Here is a 17,168-nt window from a genome sequence, read left to right on the forward strand (position 1 = left end):
ATCAATGAAGGCTTATGTTCATTGATTCACAAGCAAATTGAAGCATAGCTTCTCGTCTTGCGACTGGGCGAAGCTTTTCGCTAATCCAGTCCACTCGAAGCATAGCTTCTCGTCTTGCGACTGGGCGAAGCAGTGCTTCGCTGATCCAGTCTCATATTTTGCCCTGATTCAAATTGATTGACTAATCAGAAATCAAATTATCGCTCTTCAGGCAAATTGATATTCATTTCAAGCATTTCAATATTCGCTTCAGAACGAACAGTCATCTGAATATGCTGTTCATCCACCCCACGTACATAACGATTAACCACTTGCATGATTTCTTTTTTCATTTGATCAATTTTTTCTTGGCTTAAGCGCTTACCTAACCCTTGCTCAGAAGCTACAATGACTTTTAAACGGTCTTTTGCAACTTGAGCGCTTGATGGTTTTTCCTCGCTACTAAATAATTTACTCCAAAAACCAGCCATTTTACGCTCCAAATAATCGTGCTAACCAACCTTTTGGTTTTACAGTGATGTGACGGTAAGGTCTATCTTCACCCAAGAAACGTGCAACTAAGTCGTCATACGCTTGTCCTGCAGAAGTATCTGTATACAAAATTACAGGTTTACCTTCGTTCGACGCTTGAAGAACGACTTCACATTCTGGAATAACACCCAAAGTTGGAACACGTAAAATATCTTTTGAAATGTCATCTACGGTGAGCATTTCTTGTTTGTCTGCGCGTTCTGGATTGAAACGAGTGATACAAAGATGCTTACGGATACGACCTTCGTTCTGCTCAACTTTCTTAGTTTTGCTATCGAGCATACCAATAATACGGTCAGAATCTCGTACAGAAGAAATTTCTGGGTTCGTCACGATGATTGCTTCATCAGCATGATACATCGCAAGAATTGCACCACGTTCAATACCTGCAGGTGAGTCACAAATAATATAGTCAAACTCTTGTGATAGTTCGTCCATAACACGTGCAACACCTTCGTCAGTCAGTGCATCTTTATCACGTGTTTGTGAAGCAGGTAAAATGTATAAGTTCTCGATTTCTTTATCGCGAATCAGCGCTTGTTGTAAGCGAGCTTCATTATTGAGAACATTGACAAAATCATAAACGACACGACGTTCACAACCCATGATTAAATCTAGGTTACGTAAGCCTACGTCAAAATCAATAACAACAGTTTTGTGGCCACGTAGGGCTAATCCTGTTGCAAAAGATGCACTCGTAGTTGTTTTACCTACGCCACCTTTACCTGATGTTACGACAACAATTTTCGCCACCGATTCCACTCCTGTTATGGTTTAAATCCCCTTAAATATTATTGGGGGTTTTTAGGTGCTATATATACATTAAAATTCTAAAGCTTCAAACACTAGCTCTTGTTTATCGTTCAAAAATATATGAACAGGCCTTTTAGCAACATGTTGAGGAATATCATCAGCTACACAATATGTACCTGCAATGGATACCAGCTCTGCCTCTAAAGATTGACAAAAAATTCGTGCAGCATAATTGCCGCCTGCGCCTGCAATCACTCTACCACGGACACTGCCATAAATATGTATATTTCCTGAAGCAATAACTTCCGAACCACTATTAATACCAGCGTTCAAAATAATATCGCCGTGGTCTTGAACTAAACATTGACCTGTACGCAGAATTTCGTCGTGATAAGACGTAATATGCGCAATAGCAGGGGTGTTTTTCTTTGCAGTCGATGCAGCGCTTTGGGCTTCTGCATGTGCTTCAACTTTACTTTCAACGACTTGTTCTTTGGTCGGTTTAATACGTTGTAATGGACGATCTGCGGCTAACACAGGGAATTGAATTGCACGTGCTTCGTCCCCCATTAGACCATCAACCACAGCCATCGGTTGTAAGCCTAAACCCACTAAGAGTTGAATCAGTGCAATCAGCTCTTGTTCAACCGTCGTGTCCAAAATAACCAAAGCACCTTCATATGATGTTTCGTTCATCATCGAAGTGAGTTGTTGGCGGATAACATCATGATCATTGGTATCAAAGGTTAATCGGGTAAAATTAACCATTCTGCCCGTAATCCGTATATCAGCCATAAACTTTCCTTAAATATGTCGTAATGCGTTGCTGAAACTAAGTTTATTAAGTGTGGCAAATGCTAGAACAAAATGAAGCAATTCTCTATCTAAGATACAAATAATTTCAATGAATTGTCTATTCTTTGAGTTGATCATTCTTTTTTAGTTCCAGTTGCCATTGTTTTACAGCAACTTGTTTGCGCATTGATTCTAAACTCTCATACACTACAGATTCAACTAGTTGTTCAAGTGATTGGTTATTGATATTTAATTGACTCAGTTTTTCAGCAATCAGTTGATACGAACTATTAGGTTTTTGCACCGAGCCTGTCACAAAAGGTTGCATTAAACCAATCGTCACATTTTCCCCAAGTCGATGACCTATCGCATGTAAACGACTTTCGATCATACCACCAGCAATAGGGATCAACTTTAATAATTGGGTTAACTCTGGCGTGTCTTCAATGGCTTTTACCACCACATCACCTACGCTATCAGCAATCACTTGCTGCTGAGCTTTAAGTTCCGTCGCCAAGGTTTCTTGTAAAATGTCCGCAAGTGTTTGCGCAAACATATCCCGATGATGATCAACCAAATCATGAATAATTTGCTTGTGGGTTGAACTGGTATCCAGTTCTTTTTTTACCCCATCTAAAACGGTAATCACCACACGATCAGACAATTCTTCCATGACCAAATGGTAATAAAAGTTAAAACGTTTAATTAATTTAGGTGGAATAACAATATAACCGAGCTCTTGCAGACGAAATGCAATCACACCTGCGCGAATCAAACGTAAAAAACGTAAATAGGGGATGATGGCTAAAACTTCATACCAATGCACAAATGGGAAGAAGAACCAACGCGCATGATGCTTTTGAATAATCGCAATGAACCACCGGATACCTAATTCGACAATCAGAAAAATGATGAACCAGCTTTCAGTAAGGTTGACCCAAGGGACTAAATGTTCTTTGTAATAGCTTAAAATCTGACTAAGATGAATGAAATCAAATAACCACGCTGCAAAATTACTCAATAAAAATGCATTTGCAACAATACAGAACAGGTTGATGATAATAATGACCATCATAAAAATGTCATAAATTAAAAACAACTTCCAACCCATAGTGTCATATCGGATTGATGGATGATTCTGTTGTGTGGAGCTTTTTTGTTCTGTCATGATTATTTGATCTTCTAATTTTAATCAGCTGATTTTATAGCATATTTTTGCTTTATTTCGGTGATTAACTGATCTTTTTCAGTCCACAGATCATCGACCCATTTTTGAAAACGTGCACGATATTCTGCATCATCTTCATAATTGCCACCACGTACCCATTCAGGGATCTCGATTCTACGTAAATTTACCGCAATTCGAGAAACTTCACCCAGCCAGAATTCGCCATAATCCGGCGCGCCATCAGGATACACGATGGTCATGTCGACTAAAGCATCAATTTCATCTTCTAAAATATTAAGTGCTAACGCCAATCCACCCGCTTTTGGCTTGAGCAAGTTTTGATAAGGTGAGTTTTGTTTGGCATGTTTTTCTTCTGTAAAACGTGTGCCTTCCAAATAATTCAACAGGGTGAAAGGTTGGCTTAAAAGCTGTTCACACGATTTTCTCGCTTCTTCCATATCACGACTTTTTAATTCAGGATTCTGCGCAATCTGTTCTTTGGTGTGACGCTTCATCATCGGGAAACCCAAGATTTTAAAAGCTTGCCCCACAAATGGAATAAAGATCAGTTCCCATTTGGTAAAGAAACGAGTCAGTGGCATGCGAGTCAAACCAAAATATTGCGTTACCGTGGTATCGACCCAACTTTGGTGATTACACGTCATGAGGTAACGACCTTGTAAATTTAAATCCAGATCTGCTTCTACCGTAATATCCCATTTTAAACTCGGAAGGACGTGGTCAATGAGCCAATTGTTTACACTAAGCCAACTGTTGGTAATCTGAATGTTGGTTTCATCGACCTTTTTAGACTGCTTAAATAACTTTGTTAAACCCAGTGCTAAAACAGGAGGGCCATGTAAAAATGTGCTGCCTGTAATAACAGAGCTAACGGTTAACCCCTTGGTTATTTTCTTTAAAATAGGTTGTTTCTGCGATCCCATACAACAGTCCTAAAATGGTTTAATTTTATCCTTTTTTAAATATAATCGTTGAAGCATGAATAAAAAAGGATCAAAATAAACTGTGAATAAAATATGTTTGAAAATTTACCATTCATATCATCAGTAATTACAAAATATTAACAAAGCCTACGTTATTAATAAAATAATTATGGTTAAAGTAATCGCATTGAATGAATTCTATTCACTAACAAGAATCACAACGAGGAGACGCATCATGCGTGCATTATTAATTTCAGGTGTAGTTGGGGCGATGCTTTTGTCAGGTTGTTCAACTACTGGTAATAATATTGGTGGTGTTGAATACGATAAAACTGCTTTAGGTTCAATTATTGGTGCTGCAGCAGGTTATGGTATTTCTAAAGGGAACGCGAACAAAGCTAGCCAAAACAACCGTGCTGCCTTAATTGGTGCTGTTGTTGGTGGTGCTGCTGGTGTCTACCTTGACAATAAAGAGAAAAAACTTCGTCAACAAATGGCGGGTACTGGTGTAGAAGTTAACCGTAACCCAGATGGTTCTGTTGGTTTGGTTATGCCGGGTAACATTACTTTTGATACCAACAAATCAAACATCAAACCAAACTTCTATACAACTTTGAATAAAGTTGCACAAACTTTGACTGAAGATAACCGTAGTGCGATTTTGGTAACAGGTTATACTGACAATACAGGTAATGATTCAATCAATATCCCATTGTCTCAAGCGCGTGCGCAATCAGTTGCGAGCTATTTAGCGTCTCAAGGTATTCCAAGCAATCGTATTAATGCGCAAGGTTATGGTGCGTCTAACCCTATCGCAAGCAATGCGACTGCTGCAGGTCGTGAGCAAAATCGTCGTGTAGAAATCAGTATTTACGCTACGAACTAAGAAAAAAACAGGTATAATGAGAATCGAACCACAGTATAGCTGTGGTTCGATTTTTTTTATGATGAAATAAATAGGTTATATAATGCGCGCATTAGCAATTACAGCAGCAGTAGTGGGTTCTTTAGTAATGTCTGGTTGCCAATCAACTACAGGTATTACTCAGTTTGACAAAACTGCGATTGGTACAGTACTAGGGGCTGCAGCTGGTTACGGTATTTCTAAAGGAAATGCTAATTCAAGTGCTCAAAATAATCGTGCTATTGCCATTGGTGCAGTAGTTGGGGGCTTATCTGGTGCTTACTTAGATAACAAAGAGAAAAAATTACGTACTCAAATGGCGGGTACTGGTGTAGAAGTGAGCCGTAATGCTGACGGTTCTGTTGCATTGATCATGCCTGGTAGCATTACGTTTGATACAAACAAATCAAACATCAAAACAAACTTCTACACAACTTTAGATAAAGTTGCTGCAACTTTAACTGAAGACAGCAAGAGCGGTATCTTAGTTTCTGGTTACACAGACAGCACTGGTACTGACGCAATTAACCTTCCATTGTCACAAGCTCGTGCGCAAGCAGTAGCGAGCTACCTTGCAACTAAAGGTGTTTCTACTTCACGTATTAATGCTCAAGGTCTAGGTTCATCTAATCCAATCGCAGACAACACAACTGCTGCTGGTAAAGAACAAAACCGTCGCGTTGAAATCAGCATTTATCAAGTTCAATAATTCGTTTTGAATTTTATTGAATGAATAAAAAACCACCTACGGGTGGTTTTTTATCTGCAATTGATTTGCCAACATCTTCATCATGTATGTTTGATCATTCAAAGTCATTATTTCTATCTTATTTTCATTCAATCATTGCGGATTAAGTGAACATCTTAATGTTTGCTTTAAGTCCATATGTTGTTTTTTATTGTCCTGAAAATGTGTAAATCATCGTTTTATTAGAAGTTAATTCACTGAAAAATAAATACTATTATTTTTTTTGTAAATCATTAGGCAACTGCTATGCAGATGTCTATAATCGTGCCTTGGAACAAAAGAGGAAATACTATGTCGTCGGCAAGTCATTTGAATGACAAGCAACTTGAAGCCATGAAATACACTCAAGGACCCTTGTTAGTACTTGCAGGGGCTGGTTCAGGTAAAACATCGGTAATTACTCAAAAAATTGCTTATCTAGTCAAGCAATGTCGCATTCCTGCACATCGAATTACCGCAATGACCTTTACCAATAAAGCTGCACGTGAAATGAAAGAACGTGTGAGTAAGCTATTGGGGAAAGAAGATGGTAAGGGTTTGTCCGTCTCGACCTTCCATACATTTGGTTTAAATTTACTGCGACTAGAACTTAAACATACACCACTTAAAAATAACTTTTCTATTTTAGATGCCGATGACTGTAAGCGCATTTTGATGGATTTAATGCATCGAGATAATTTGTCTGGTGCAGAAAGTAAAGAGCTTATCGCAAAAGCAATGAAGATGATTTCAGATTGGAAGAACGATCTGATATTGCCTGAGCAAGCGCATACCACCTGTGAAACGGCTGAAGATGTTCAATTTGCGCATCTGTATCAACTGTATGAACGTAATTTACGTGCGTATAACGCCGTAGATTTTGATGATCTGATTGTGATGCCAACGCGTCTTTTACAGGAAAATGCAGAAGTTCGTGATAAATGGCAGAACCGAGTGCGTTATCTGTTGGTCGATGAGTATCAAGATACCAACACAGCACAGTATATTTTGGTGAAGCTTCTTGTCGGTGTAATGGGGCAGTTCACTGCCGTAGGGGATGATGACCAATCCATTTATGCATGGCGTGGTGCTAAGCCTGAAAATATGGCTTTACTCAAAGAAGATTTCCCGAATTTAAAAGTGATTAAGCTCGAACAAAACTACCGTTCGACCAGCCGAATCCTAAAAGCGGCCAACCATGTTATTGAAAATAACCCGCATATTTTTGATAAAAAATTGTGGAGTGATAAAGGGCATGGTGAAGTCATTCGTATTATTACCTGTCGTAATGATGACGATGAATCTGAGCGTGTGGTGAAAGATTTACTTACCCATAAACTGATGAACGGTAAAAACTGGAAAGATTATGCAGTTTTGTATCGTGGTAATTTTCAAGCGCGTGTTTTAGAAACTCAGTTACGCCAAATGCAAATTCCTTATAAGCTTTCAGGTGGTCAGTCCTTCTTCGGTCGTGCTGAAATCAAAGACATTATGAGTTATTTACGGGTTATTATTAACCCCGAAGATGACAGTGCCTTCTTACGTATTATCAATACGCCAAAACGTGCGATTGGTCCTGTAACCTTAGAAAAATTAGGCTTATTTGCTCAAGAAAATAACTTATCTCTATTGGCGGCTGCGAGCGATCAACGCTTAACCATGGTGATGCCGAAGAAAGCCACTTCTCAATTGGCTGAATTTGCAGAGTTTATTCAAAACTTTACCCGTGAGCTGTTAGATGACGATGAGCCAGTGCCTAAAATTCGTCAAATGATGCATGAGTCTGGCTATATCGATTACATCAAAGAATCCGCAGCGACACCTGCGCAGGAAAAAACCAAACTGGATAATATTGAAGTGCTGTATAGCAGTATTCAAAGTTTGATTAACCGTGCTGAAGATGTCGATGAAAAAAACATTGAAAGTGTGATTCGAAAAATGGTGCTTCTAGACATGCTTGAGCAGCAGCAAGAAGATGAAGACATCGATAAGGTGAATTTGTTGACATTGCATGCGTCTAAAGGTTTGGAGTTCCCATTTGTTTATATCATGGGCTTAGAGGAAGAGTTACTTCCACATAAAAACTCAATCGTGGCCGATACCATCGAAGAAGAACGTCGTTTGATGTATGTAGGCATTACCCGTGCGAAGCAAGGTTTGACTTTAACACTGGCTGAACAGCGTAAAAATGGTGGTCAAATGAAGCAAATGACACCAAGCCGTTTCTTAGATGAATTGCCGCAAGATGAAATTGACTGGCTCGGACGTAAGAAAAAATTAGCAGAGCATGTTGATCCGAAAGTGCAGGCTCAACAGTATTTGCAAAATTTAAAAGCTTTACTTAAACGTTAGAAACTTAAAAAACGTTAGACATTGAAACCTTAAAAGATTAATTGTAAACCACACAGGATTTTATATGAAAGTTCAAGTTAAAGTTCTTGATCAACGCCTTGGGCAAGAATGGCCATTACCCACTTATGCAACAACAGGTTCAGCAGGTTTGGATTTACGTGCATGTGTAGACCAAGCGATTCAAATTGAACCTGGTCAAACTGTTTTAGTGAAAACAGGTATGGCAATTTATATCGAAGATCCACAATATGCAGGTTTGATTCTTCCACGTTCGGGCTTAGGTCATAAACACGGAATTGTACTAGGCAATTTAGTGGGTTTGATTGACTCTGATTACCAAGGTGAACTGATGGTTTCTGTCTGGAATCGTAGTCAAACTACATTCACTTTAGAACCAGGCGAACGTCTTGCACAATATGTGTTGGTTCCAGTGATTCAAGCTCAATTTGATTTAGTGAATGAGTTTGAAGCAACTGAACGTGGTGCAGGTGGCTTTGGGCATACTGGCACAAACTAATTTATACAAATAAAAGCCTGATACGTCAGGTTTTTATCTTTTTCTGTGATATATTGCTACAAAATAATTAAAAACGAAGCTCATAATTTTTATATAGTATAAGCTTCTCCAATGAGTGTATAACGCTTTTGTCCTATGTCCATTAGCAAAAACTTATAAGAATTAAGTTCAACATGGCGATGGAAGCACAAGCATTTAGTTGTCTTTTATGAATACAAATCTTAATTTATTTCCCAAGCAAATTTTCCGTGCGTATGACATTCGTGGAAAAGTAAATCTCCTGACCCCTCAAGTTGTATTTGCAATTGGACATGGTCTGGTTGCTCAATATCAAAATAATCAGCAAAAAAAAATCGTTATTGGCTATGATGCACGTCTTTCTAGCCCTTTTTACGCCAAAATTATTGCCACGATATTCAAAGAACATCATTTTGACGTGACAGAAGTGGGTTGTTGTTCAACACCTCAATTGAATTTTGCTGCCAGAAATACCCAAGGCAATGGAATCATGGTGACGGCAAGTCACAACCCCAAAGAAGATAATGGTATTAAATGGATCATGCAGTTTGAGCCACCTTCTCCAGATATGATTCAAAGCGTTGCTGGATCTGCTGAGCCTTATTTTTATACTAATAAACGTTTCAGCATTGAAAACGATGTCAAACACCAGATCAAATCGGAATATTGTTTGGCCTATCAGGCAGAGCTTTTATCTGATATTGAGTTGCAGCGCCCGCTCAAAGTCGTAATCGATGGTTTAAACGGCTCCGCAGGCTATTGTGCTGACTTGATTTTGCAGAAAATGGGTTGTGAAGTGATTTCACTGCGTACGAATCCAGATGGTGATTTCCCAGATCATGCACCTGATCCATCTTTGTCTATTCATTTAAAAAAATTGCAAGAAAAAGTATTATTGCATGAGGCAGACTTAGGTATTGCTTTGGATGGAGATGGGGATCGTGTGGTTTTGGTCGATGAAAATGCCAAAATTATTACTGCAGATCGTTTGCTGTCTTTGTTTGCACAAATTTGTTTAGCGACGCATCCTGAACATGAAATTGTCTTCGACGTGAAATGTTCGAGTATGGTCAAAAATACGGTTGAACGTTTAGGCGGCCATCCGAAAATGATTCGTACAGGCAGTAGCTTCCTGCGCCGTTATATTGCTCAGTCAGAGGGGCAAGCTGTGTTTGGTGGAGAATATGCTGGACACTATGTCTTTAATGATGGGCGTGGTCATGGCTACGATGATGGTATTTACGCTGCACTACGTGTCATGGAGTATTTAAGCCAGCAACCTCATACCACCTTGTCTGATTTGTTGGCACAATATCCTGAGCGCTGTGGCACTGAAGATACCTATATCAGCACAGGCGGGATTGATCCACAGCTGGTTTTAGGTCAAGTGGAAGGACAATGCCAATCTTTAGGTGCTTCTATCCAGAAAATTGATGGTATACGACTTGATTTTAAAGATGGATTTGGCATTATGCGAGCATCAAATACGGGTGATTTTTTTACCGTTCGTTTTGATGCAGATAGCCCGACGGGTTTAAATGATATTCGTCATAAATTTGTCTCAATGCTAAGCGATGCATATCCAAATATTGCACATGACATTTTAAACGCACAATAACTTATTGGTACATAAGGGGAGAGGCGAATGCCGCACCAACAGCCTGGTATCGACAAAGCTCAAATTTTGACTGAAGCTTTACCATATATCCAACGTTTTACTGGCAAAACACTGGTTGTGAAATATGGTGGTAATGCAATGACCGATCCTGCTTTGGAAAGTTCATTTGCACGAGATATCGTTTTATTAAAAACAGTAGGTTTAAATCCTATTGTTGTTCATGGTGGTGGTCCGCAAGTTGACTCTTTACTGAAACAATTGGGTCGTGAGTCTGACCGAATTGATGGCATGCGTGTGACTGATGCTGAAACCATGGAAGTGGTTGAAATGGTGTTAGGCGGGAGCGTCAATAAGTCGATCGTAAATCTAATCAATCAGCATGGTGGTCGTGCGATTGGTTTAACAGGTAAAGATGGTAACTTATTGCGCGCACATAAGTTGTTGATGGAAAAAACAGCTGAAGACGGTAGTGTTCAAAAAATTGACTTGGGCATGGTCGGTGAAGTCGTTGGTGTCAAAACGGATGTACTGGAAATGTTCACCAAAAGTGATTTTATTCCAGTGATTGCACCGCTGGGTGTCGATGAAGAAGGCAATACTTATAACATCAATGCTGATTTGGTTGCAGGTAAAGTGGCTGAAGCATTAGGTGCGGAAAAGTTGATTCTTCTGACCAATATTTCAGGGGTGTTAGATGAAAATAAAAATCTACTCACGGGTCTTACAACTCAAGAAGTAGATCGTCTCATTGAAACAGGCGTGATTTACGGTGGCATGATTCCTAAAGTTAGCTGTGCTTTAGATGCGGTTAAAGGTGGAGTTGTGAGCGCACATATCGTAGATGGTCGCGTACCACATGCGACGTTGTTAGAGATCTTTACCGATCACGGTGTTGGTACACTGATTACCAACCGTGTTAAAGGTCATGGTTCGCATTAAGACGTTTCGACTTTTCTGTTTAAGTTAAAGTCGTTGAGCATTTGATTTATCCTAAATAAAAAAGTCACTTAATGTGGCTTTTTTCTTCTTTAAACACCTGTCTGTATGCATGAAAAATGATGCTTCACCGAAGCTATTCAGTCATTTTAAGACCCAACCATTGACCAAATGTTAAATCGATTAAACAGTATACAAAAGAAAATATTCGGATTTGCATACAGGCTTTGTCTCATGCACAATATTCAATATAACTAGAAGTTAATGAAAGATTATGTGCCAATTGTTAGGAATGAACTGTGCGACCCCTACGGATATTACTTTTTCTTTCCGTGGATTTTCTCAGCGTGCTGGAATAACGTCCGATCATTCTGATGGCTTTGGTATCGCTTTTTTTGAAGACAAAGCGTGTCGCCTTTTTGTCGATAACCAATCTGCTGTAGTGTCTCCAATTGCTGAATTGGTTCGGAACTACCCAATCAAATCACGTAACGTGATTGCACATATTCGTAAAGCCACGCAAGGCAAAATCACCTTAGAAAATTCACATCCGTTTATTCGTGAGTTATGGGGCAGACAATGGATTTTTGCTCACAATGGGGATTTGCATGACTTTAATCCGCGACTTTCTGGCAAATTTATTCCAGTAGGCAATACAGATAGTGAGCGTTCTTTTTGTTTCTTGCTCGATCAATTGGTGGTGAAATTTGGTTACCAAGAACCACGCATTGAAGATATTTTTCAAGTCTTAGAAGAAATTTCGCCTCGTGTTGCTGAATATGGCACTTTTAATTTTTGTTTATCCAATGGTCAGGCCTTGTTTAGTTATGCGACCACAAAACTGCATTGGATCGTTCGTGAATACCCATTTAAACAAGCTCGATTGATTGATATTGATGTTGAGGTTGATTTTAGTGACGTCACTACACCAGAAGACCGAGTGGCAGTCATTACCACAGAACCACTGACTGATAATGAAGAGTGGACTGCGTATCAACCGGGTGAAATGATATTGTTCCAATACGGTCAACCCATTAAACATGCTTTAACGCATGTTGAGCGTTTAGTGCGTGAAGCCAAAGATCCAACTTTAAAAAGAGTTACTCGCGCAGATCAATATTAATTAATGCATTAAGACAGGCAAATGAGTGATCAGTATTCATATTACTGATTTTTGATTTGCCTCTTTGCATATCATTTACCTTGATAAAACCCCTTAGCTATAGCTTTCAAATGAGTTCTCTTTAAAGTTATTTTTAATACAAAAAGTTTTTTAATAAAACTTTTAGGTAGTAATGCTAATAAGTTATTGTATATATTTTAATTCTTATTCAATCTAAAATATTTATATTAAATTTGGAATTGTATAATTAATAACTGACTCTTTTAATCTGGTTTAATTAAATTAACAATTAAAATCATGAAGATAGGTATTTTAAGGCTTTTTTTACATAATCCCGACTAAGCTGGTTTATTTTTATTTTATATTTATCTCTATAAGATGTTTTTAAAACAAAATACATTTTATTTTAAGGGGATCGTATGAAGATGAAATGGGTACCAGAATACAACACTGGAATCGATGTGATTGACGATCAACATAAACGTATTTTAGATTTCATTAATGAAATTGATGAAATTGGCGATACGACTGATCGTGTTCGTATTAAAGAGATTTTAAATAATATTATCGATTATACCCAATCTCATTTTACCTTTGAGGAAAGTCTACAAGAAGAGGCTGATTATAAATATCGTGTACCACATAAGCGTGTACATGACTTATTTATTAAACGGATTGAAGACTATCGTGATAAATTTGATGCAGGACATTCGATTGAAGCTGAATTGCATCAAGTGTTGTCAAAATGGTTAATCAATCATATTCAACATGATGATGCGGATTATGTTGGTGCTGTTAAGTTAAATATGATTGGCATTATTAAAGAAAATGAAAAGAAAAAGGGCAAAAATTGGTTTTCTCGATTCTTTTCATAATCGTTAATAAACCTTTTTATTATTGTTCTCATCGACTTTCTTTTCTCCTGATGAAAACTTAAATTTAAAAATTTTTTTAAGGTGAAAAGAATGTAAAAAGTGAGCTAATAATTAGAATTATAAAGAGATAATAAATAAAATCTATGACAATAAATGGATATGAACGTTGGCGCAGCAAATCACTTTAGCGAGTGATTTGCTTTTTCTTTTTCTAAACTTTGATTTTCATGAGTGACAAAGGCAAAATAGCACAAGACTTTTTCACGGAACTCATCATGCAGGACAAATCTATGTCACGATGGTTATCGCCGCTCATGGCATTTTGTTTATCGTTTATGATCATTGTAGGTCTAGCACCGAGTCTTGGTTTACAAATTGATCGACAAATTGACTTTTGGTTGTTGTGGTTAGGCACAATGCTGGTTTTAGCATTACCTATCGTCTACCTCGAAATTGCGCTAGCAAAACGTTCTAAAACGTCTGCCTTGAATGCATTATCGAGCTTAACACGTGATGCTGATGCTTCACAAAAATGGCGTATTGTAGGTTGGGTTTCTGTTGGGTTTACAGCATTTTTAGCAGGTGGTGTGATCTTAAATATTGCACAAATTGCTGGCATAAATGCACATATTCCTTTAGCGCAAAATATGATCTTTTTGATTGGTGCAGTGATTGCTTTCGCGCTTTCCTTTGTTCCTCGACTATTTTTAGTGCTGATCACAGCTGTTGCTGTCATCGCTTCAATCGTATTGGCCAATGTTCTGGGTGTTAGCACTCAAGCATGGCATATGACCCCTGTAGAGTTTAAAGAGTGGGGCAATGCAACCATTTTAGCGCTTGTGGCTAGTGGTTTAGGTTTAGGTCTATATTGGCAAAACAATGTCATGTCGACTTCTCAGCAGGAAGCTGCCAGCTCACGTTCGTTACCTATTTGGATTGCACAGTTGATTGCTGTGGTTGCATTTGGTTATTTTGCTATTTCAGCACAAATGCCTGCATATGCCATTTTAGTTGCTGCAATTGCTTCTGCTGCATTGCTTCTGAATTTAGCCAAAGAGCAGTTGGTACAACGTAATGTGGCTTTGCCTGTTCAATACGTTTTATTGCTTGCGCCTTTGTTTGTATGGGCTGTGCCAAATATCAGTTCAGTGCTCAATCCTGTGCTCATGCTTTTGGGCTTAGCGATTTGTTTGATTTATTCAATCTTTGTGGGTTGGATGATGAAAATTAGCCACTTGCGTAAAGCAATGAATTTTAGCCATGAAGTTTTTTATAATATTTGGCGTATTGCGGTACGTATTGTATTGCCACTCAGTATTCTGCTTGCAATGATTTCCTATATCGGACAATTGATTTAATGACTATGTCGCAACAATCAGTGAATCAGATTTGGGTTGCTTATGCAGCCCAAGATCAACAATTTCATATTGCTTTAGATTTCTATGATGGGATGACCGTTGCAGATGCAATTGAACAAAGTGGTCTTAAACGTAAAGTTCAATTACCTGAGCCTTTACACGTTGGAATTTTTGGGACAAAGGTAGAAAGTCTCAATCATGTACTTGAAGCAGGTGATCGTGTAGAGATTTATCGTGCGCTTTTGATTAATCCTAAAGACATTCGTCGAAATCGAGCGAAAGCCAATCCAGTTGGGCGTTATTGTCGTGGCAATCGCTTTAAGCAATTGAACTAATATAAAAAAACCCCTAATAAAGGGGTTTTTTTTTAACCAAAATTATTTATAGTGGAGGAGCGTTCAAAATGGCTTCTTTAGAACCTGGTAAGCCGGGTTGAGTCTCTGGAATTGTTTCTAGTCCCTCAATTTGTTTTACAATGCCAGTTTCATTAAAGTAAATCTTTAGATGTTGGCCTTTTGCTGCAGGTATTTTTGCTTTTTTGGCATAAGTACCAGGGGTATAGTTATAAATGTAATCCCATCGTAATGGATTTAACGGGTCGGTTACGGTTGGACTACCGAGTAAGAAGCGAACTTGTTGATACGTCATCCCAACTTGTATTTTTGAGGCTTGGGCTTGGGTTAAAGGTGTACCTTGTGGAATGTCCACTTTGTAAACACCGAAGATAGAACAACCACCCAGTAAAGAAGCGACAAATAACGTCAGCACTATTTTTTGCATTTTGCTACACTATCCCAAATTAATTATGATGCATTTGATCCAAGGATAGATCATACTGCATCTAAACTCTGTTGCATATTCCAACTTAAAATTTGTTGAGAGACCTTTTTATATGCCTATTTCCAATCAAGATTTACGCAAAGCTGGACTTAAAGTTACCCTTCCTCGAATCAAGATTTTGGAATTATTGGAAAACTCAAGACAGCACCACTTGAGCGCTGAAGACATCTACAAGACTTTACTTGATCAAGGTGAAGATGTCGGTCTAGCGACTGTATACCGTGTGTTAACTCAATTTGAGGCCGCTGGTATCATTCAACGTCATCATTTTGAAAATAATCATTCTGTATTTGAAATTATGCAGGATGATCATCATGATCACTTGGTTTGCTACAACTGTAATAAAGTGGTCGAGTTTACCAATGATGTTATTGAACACGAACAGCACGAAGTTGCGAAGAAATTCGGCTTTGAACTAACGGGTCACTCACTTAACCTATATGGTTATTGTGATGCGCCAGAGTGCCAAGAAGCATTTCGTAAAAAATAAACTTGAGTTTTGATTAGCTTGAATGGATTCTTTCTCAAGACAAAATGCTAAGTTGTACATTAAAAAAGAGCTCATTTGAGCTCTTTTTTAATCATCTGTATTTTTTATTTATGACTTATACAAAAGCCTCAGGCTGTTTCGCAGCGCCACGAGCCACTTGAGGACTAATAATTCCTTTCGATACTAAGGTCTTCAAGCTCTGATCGAGCGTCGTCATACCATAGCCAGCACCCGTTTGAATCGCAGAATACATTTGTGCAATCTTGTTTTCACGGATCAAGTTACGAATAGATGGTGTTCCAATCATAATTTCATGCGCTGCAACACGACCGCCGCCATTTTTCTTAAGTAGGGTTTGTGAAATCACGGCTTGTAATGATTCAGACAACATGGCACGAACCATTTCTTTTTCTTCAGATGGGAATACGTCAATAATACGGTCAATGGTTTTTGCAGCAGAGGTGGTATGTAGAGTACCGAAGACCAAGTGACCAGTTTCGGCAGCTGTTAATGCCAAACGAATGGTCTCTAAGTCACGCATCTCACCGACCAAGATAATATCTGGATCTTCACGAAGTGCTGAACGCAGTGCTTCATTGAAGCCTAAAGTATCACGATGCACTTCACGTTGGTTGATCAAGCATTTTTTAGATTGGTGTACAAATTCGATCGGATCTTCGACCGTTAAGATATGGTCATAACGATTGTCATTAATATAATCCATCATGGCTGCAAGGGTGGTTGATTTACCAGAACCCGTAGGACCAGTCACCAATACAATCCCACGAGGGTATTCACTGATATCACGGAAAATTTGTCCCATACCCAATTCTTCCATCGATAGTACTTTGGAAGGAATGGTACGAAATACAGCACCTGCACCACGGTTTTGGTTGAATGCGTTCACACGAAAACGTGCCAGATTGGGAACTTCAAATGAAAAGTCAGTTTCTAATTTATCTTCATAATCACGACGTTGTTTATCGTTCATGATGTCATAAATTAAACCATGAACTTCTTTATGTTCTAAAGCTGGTAGGTTAATACGTCGAACTTCGCCATCCACACGAATCATCGGTGGCATCCCAGCAGATAAGTGTAAATCCGATGCCCCATTTTTCACAGAAAAAGCCAGTAGTTCAGTAATGTCCATAAATTTCCCCGAAGTCATAAAAATCGTAATTATTTTGTTAGAATAATAAGGCTTTCTTGTGTGTTA

The 17,168-nt window shown here is 38.5% G+C and carries 18 protein-coding genes; 11 read left to right on the forward strand and 7 right to left on the reverse strand.

Translation table 11 applies throughout. The annotated features are described in order from the left end of the window. Positions 1–197: 197 nt before the first annotated feature. The 5 genes from minE to G8E00_RS04135 all read right to left on the reverse strand — a co-directional run bounded on the left by minE (position 198) and on the right by G8E00_RS04135 (position 4,191). Positions 198–470 (reverse strand): cell division topological specificity factor MinE, encoded by a 273-nt coding sequence (gene minE / locus G8E00_RS04115; protein ID WP_166012202.1) that lies wholly within the window; start codon positions 468–470, stop codon positions 198–200. Between the two features lies 1 nt (position 471). Further along, positions 472–1,284 carry a septum site-determining protein MinD gene (minD, locus tag G8E00_RS04120; RefSeq protein ID WP_166222118.1) on the reverse strand — a complete coding sequence of 271 codons (813 nt, stop codon included), beginning with the start codon at positions 1,282–1,284 and terminating at the stop codon, positions 472–474. 69 nt (positions 1,285–1,353) lie between these two features. Continuing rightward, entirely contained in the window at positions 1,354–2,079 is a 726-nt protein-coding gene (gene minC / locus G8E00_RS04125; protein ID WP_166222120.1) for a septum site-determining protein MinC, read from the reverse strand. 118 nt (positions 2,080–2,197) lie between these two features. Then, complete coding sequence (locus tag G8E00_RS04130; RefSeq protein WP_166222122.1) at positions 2,198–3,247, reverse strand: preprotein translocase subunit SecA; 1,050 nt, start codon at positions 3,245–3,247, stop codon at positions 2,198–2,200. A gap of 20 nt (positions 3,248–3,267) precedes the next feature. After that, entirely contained in the window at positions 3,268–4,191 is a 924-nt protein-coding gene (locus G8E00_RS04135; protein WP_166222124.1) for an acyltransferase, read from the reverse strand. A gap of 235 nt (positions 4,192–4,426) precedes the next feature. Here G8E00_RS04135 and G8E00_RS04140 point away from each other — a divergent pair, with 235 nt between their 5' ends. From G8E00_RS04140 to G8E00_RS04185, 10 genes are all read left to right on the forward strand, one after another. Continuing rightward, positions 4,427–5,077 (forward strand): OmpA family protein, encoded by a 651-nt coding sequence (locus G8E00_RS04140; protein ID WP_166012207.1) that lies wholly within the window; start codon positions 4,427–4,429, stop codon positions 5,075–5,077. Positions 5,078–5,159: 82 nt separating this feature from the next. Then, positions 5,160–5,804, forward strand: coding sequence for an OmpA family protein (locus tag G8E00_RS04145; protein ID WP_166012208.1), 645 nt, complete (start codon positions 5,160–5,162; stop codon positions 5,802–5,804). Positions 5,805–6,134: 330 nt separating this feature from the next. Further along, positions 6,135–8,174 carry a UvrD-helicase domain-containing protein gene (locus tag G8E00_RS04150; RefSeq protein WP_166222126.1) on the forward strand — a complete coding sequence of 680 codons (2,040 nt, stop codon included), beginning with the start codon at positions 6,135–6,137 and terminating at the stop codon, positions 8,172–8,174. A 64-nt stretch (positions 8,175–8,238) separates the two neighbouring features. Further along, on the forward strand, positions 8,239–8,691 hold the full coding sequence (gene dut / locus G8E00_RS04155) for a dUTP diphosphatase (RefSeq protein WP_166222128.1): 453 nt from the start codon (positions 8,239–8,241) through the stop codon (positions 8,689–8,691). A 208-nt stretch (positions 8,692–8,899) separates the two neighbouring features. Beyond that, complete coding sequence (locus tag G8E00_RS04160) at positions 8,900–10,327, forward strand: phosphomannomutase/phosphoglucomutase (RefSeq protein ID WP_166222130.1); 1,428 nt, start codon at positions 8,900–8,902, stop codon at positions 10,325–10,327. A 27-nt stretch (positions 10,328–10,354) separates the two neighbouring features. Beyond that, positions 10,355–11,266 carry an acetylglutamate kinase gene (gene argB, locus G8E00_RS04165; protein ID WP_166012212.1) on the forward strand — a complete coding sequence of 304 codons (912 nt, stop codon included), beginning with the start codon at positions 10,355–10,357 and terminating at the stop codon, positions 11,264–11,266. 271 nt (positions 11,267–11,537) lie between these two features. Further along, positions 11,538–12,386, forward strand: coding sequence for a class II glutamine amidotransferase (locus G8E00_RS04170; RefSeq protein WP_166222132.1), 849 nt, complete (start codon positions 11,538–11,540; stop codon positions 12,384–12,386). A gap of 419 nt (positions 12,387–12,805) precedes the next feature. Next, entirely contained in the window at positions 12,806–13,261 is a 456-nt protein-coding gene (locus tag G8E00_RS04175; protein ID WP_166222134.1) for a bacteriohemerythrin, read from the forward strand. Between the two features lie 275 nt (positions 13,262–13,536). Beyond that, positions 13,537–14,619 (forward strand): hypothetical protein, encoded by a 1,083-nt coding sequence (locus tag G8E00_RS04180; RefSeq protein WP_227591390.1) that lies wholly within the window; start codon positions 13,537–13,539, stop codon positions 14,617–14,619. Positions 14,620–14,624: 5 nt separating this feature from the next. Beyond that, a complete protein-coding gene (locus tag G8E00_RS04185) occupies positions 14,625–14,954 on the forward strand; it encodes an RnfH family protein (RefSeq protein ID WP_166012215.1) in 330 nt (109 codons plus the stop codon). Between the two features lie 46 nt (positions 14,955–15,000). On the opposite strand, the gene G8E00_RS04190 is transcribed toward G8E00_RS04185, so the two are convergent. Next, complete coding sequence (locus G8E00_RS04190) at positions 15,001–15,399, reverse strand: outer membrane protein assembly factor BamE (RefSeq protein ID WP_166012216.1); 399 nt, start codon at positions 15,397–15,399, stop codon at positions 15,001–15,003. A gap of 112 nt (positions 15,400–15,511) precedes the next feature. Here G8E00_RS04190 and fur point away from each other — a divergent pair, with 112 nt between their 5' ends. Further along, positions 15,512–15,949: a ferric iron uptake transcriptional regulator gene (fur, locus tag G8E00_RS04195; RefSeq protein WP_166012217.1), complete on the forward strand. Its 438-nt coding sequence runs from the start codon at positions 15,512–15,514 to the stop codon at positions 15,947–15,949. Positions 15,950–16,064: 115 nt separating this feature from the next. Here the strand turns inward: fur and G8E00_RS04200 are convergent, their stop codons facing one another. Next, the gene (locus G8E00_RS04200) at positions 16,065–17,102 is read right to left on the reverse strand and encodes a type IV pilus twitching motility protein PilT (RefSeq protein WP_166012218.1); all 1,038 of its coding nucleotides are present in this window, start codon (positions 17,100–17,102) and stop codon (positions 16,065–16,067) included. Positions 17,103–17,168: the final 66 nt, after the last annotated feature.

The organism is Acinetobacter shaoyimingii (genome assembly GCF_011578045.1).
GTDB classification, from domain to species: Bacteria; Pseudomonadota; Gammaproteobacteria; order Pseudomonadales; family Moraxellaceae; genus Acinetobacter; species Acinetobacter shaoyimingii.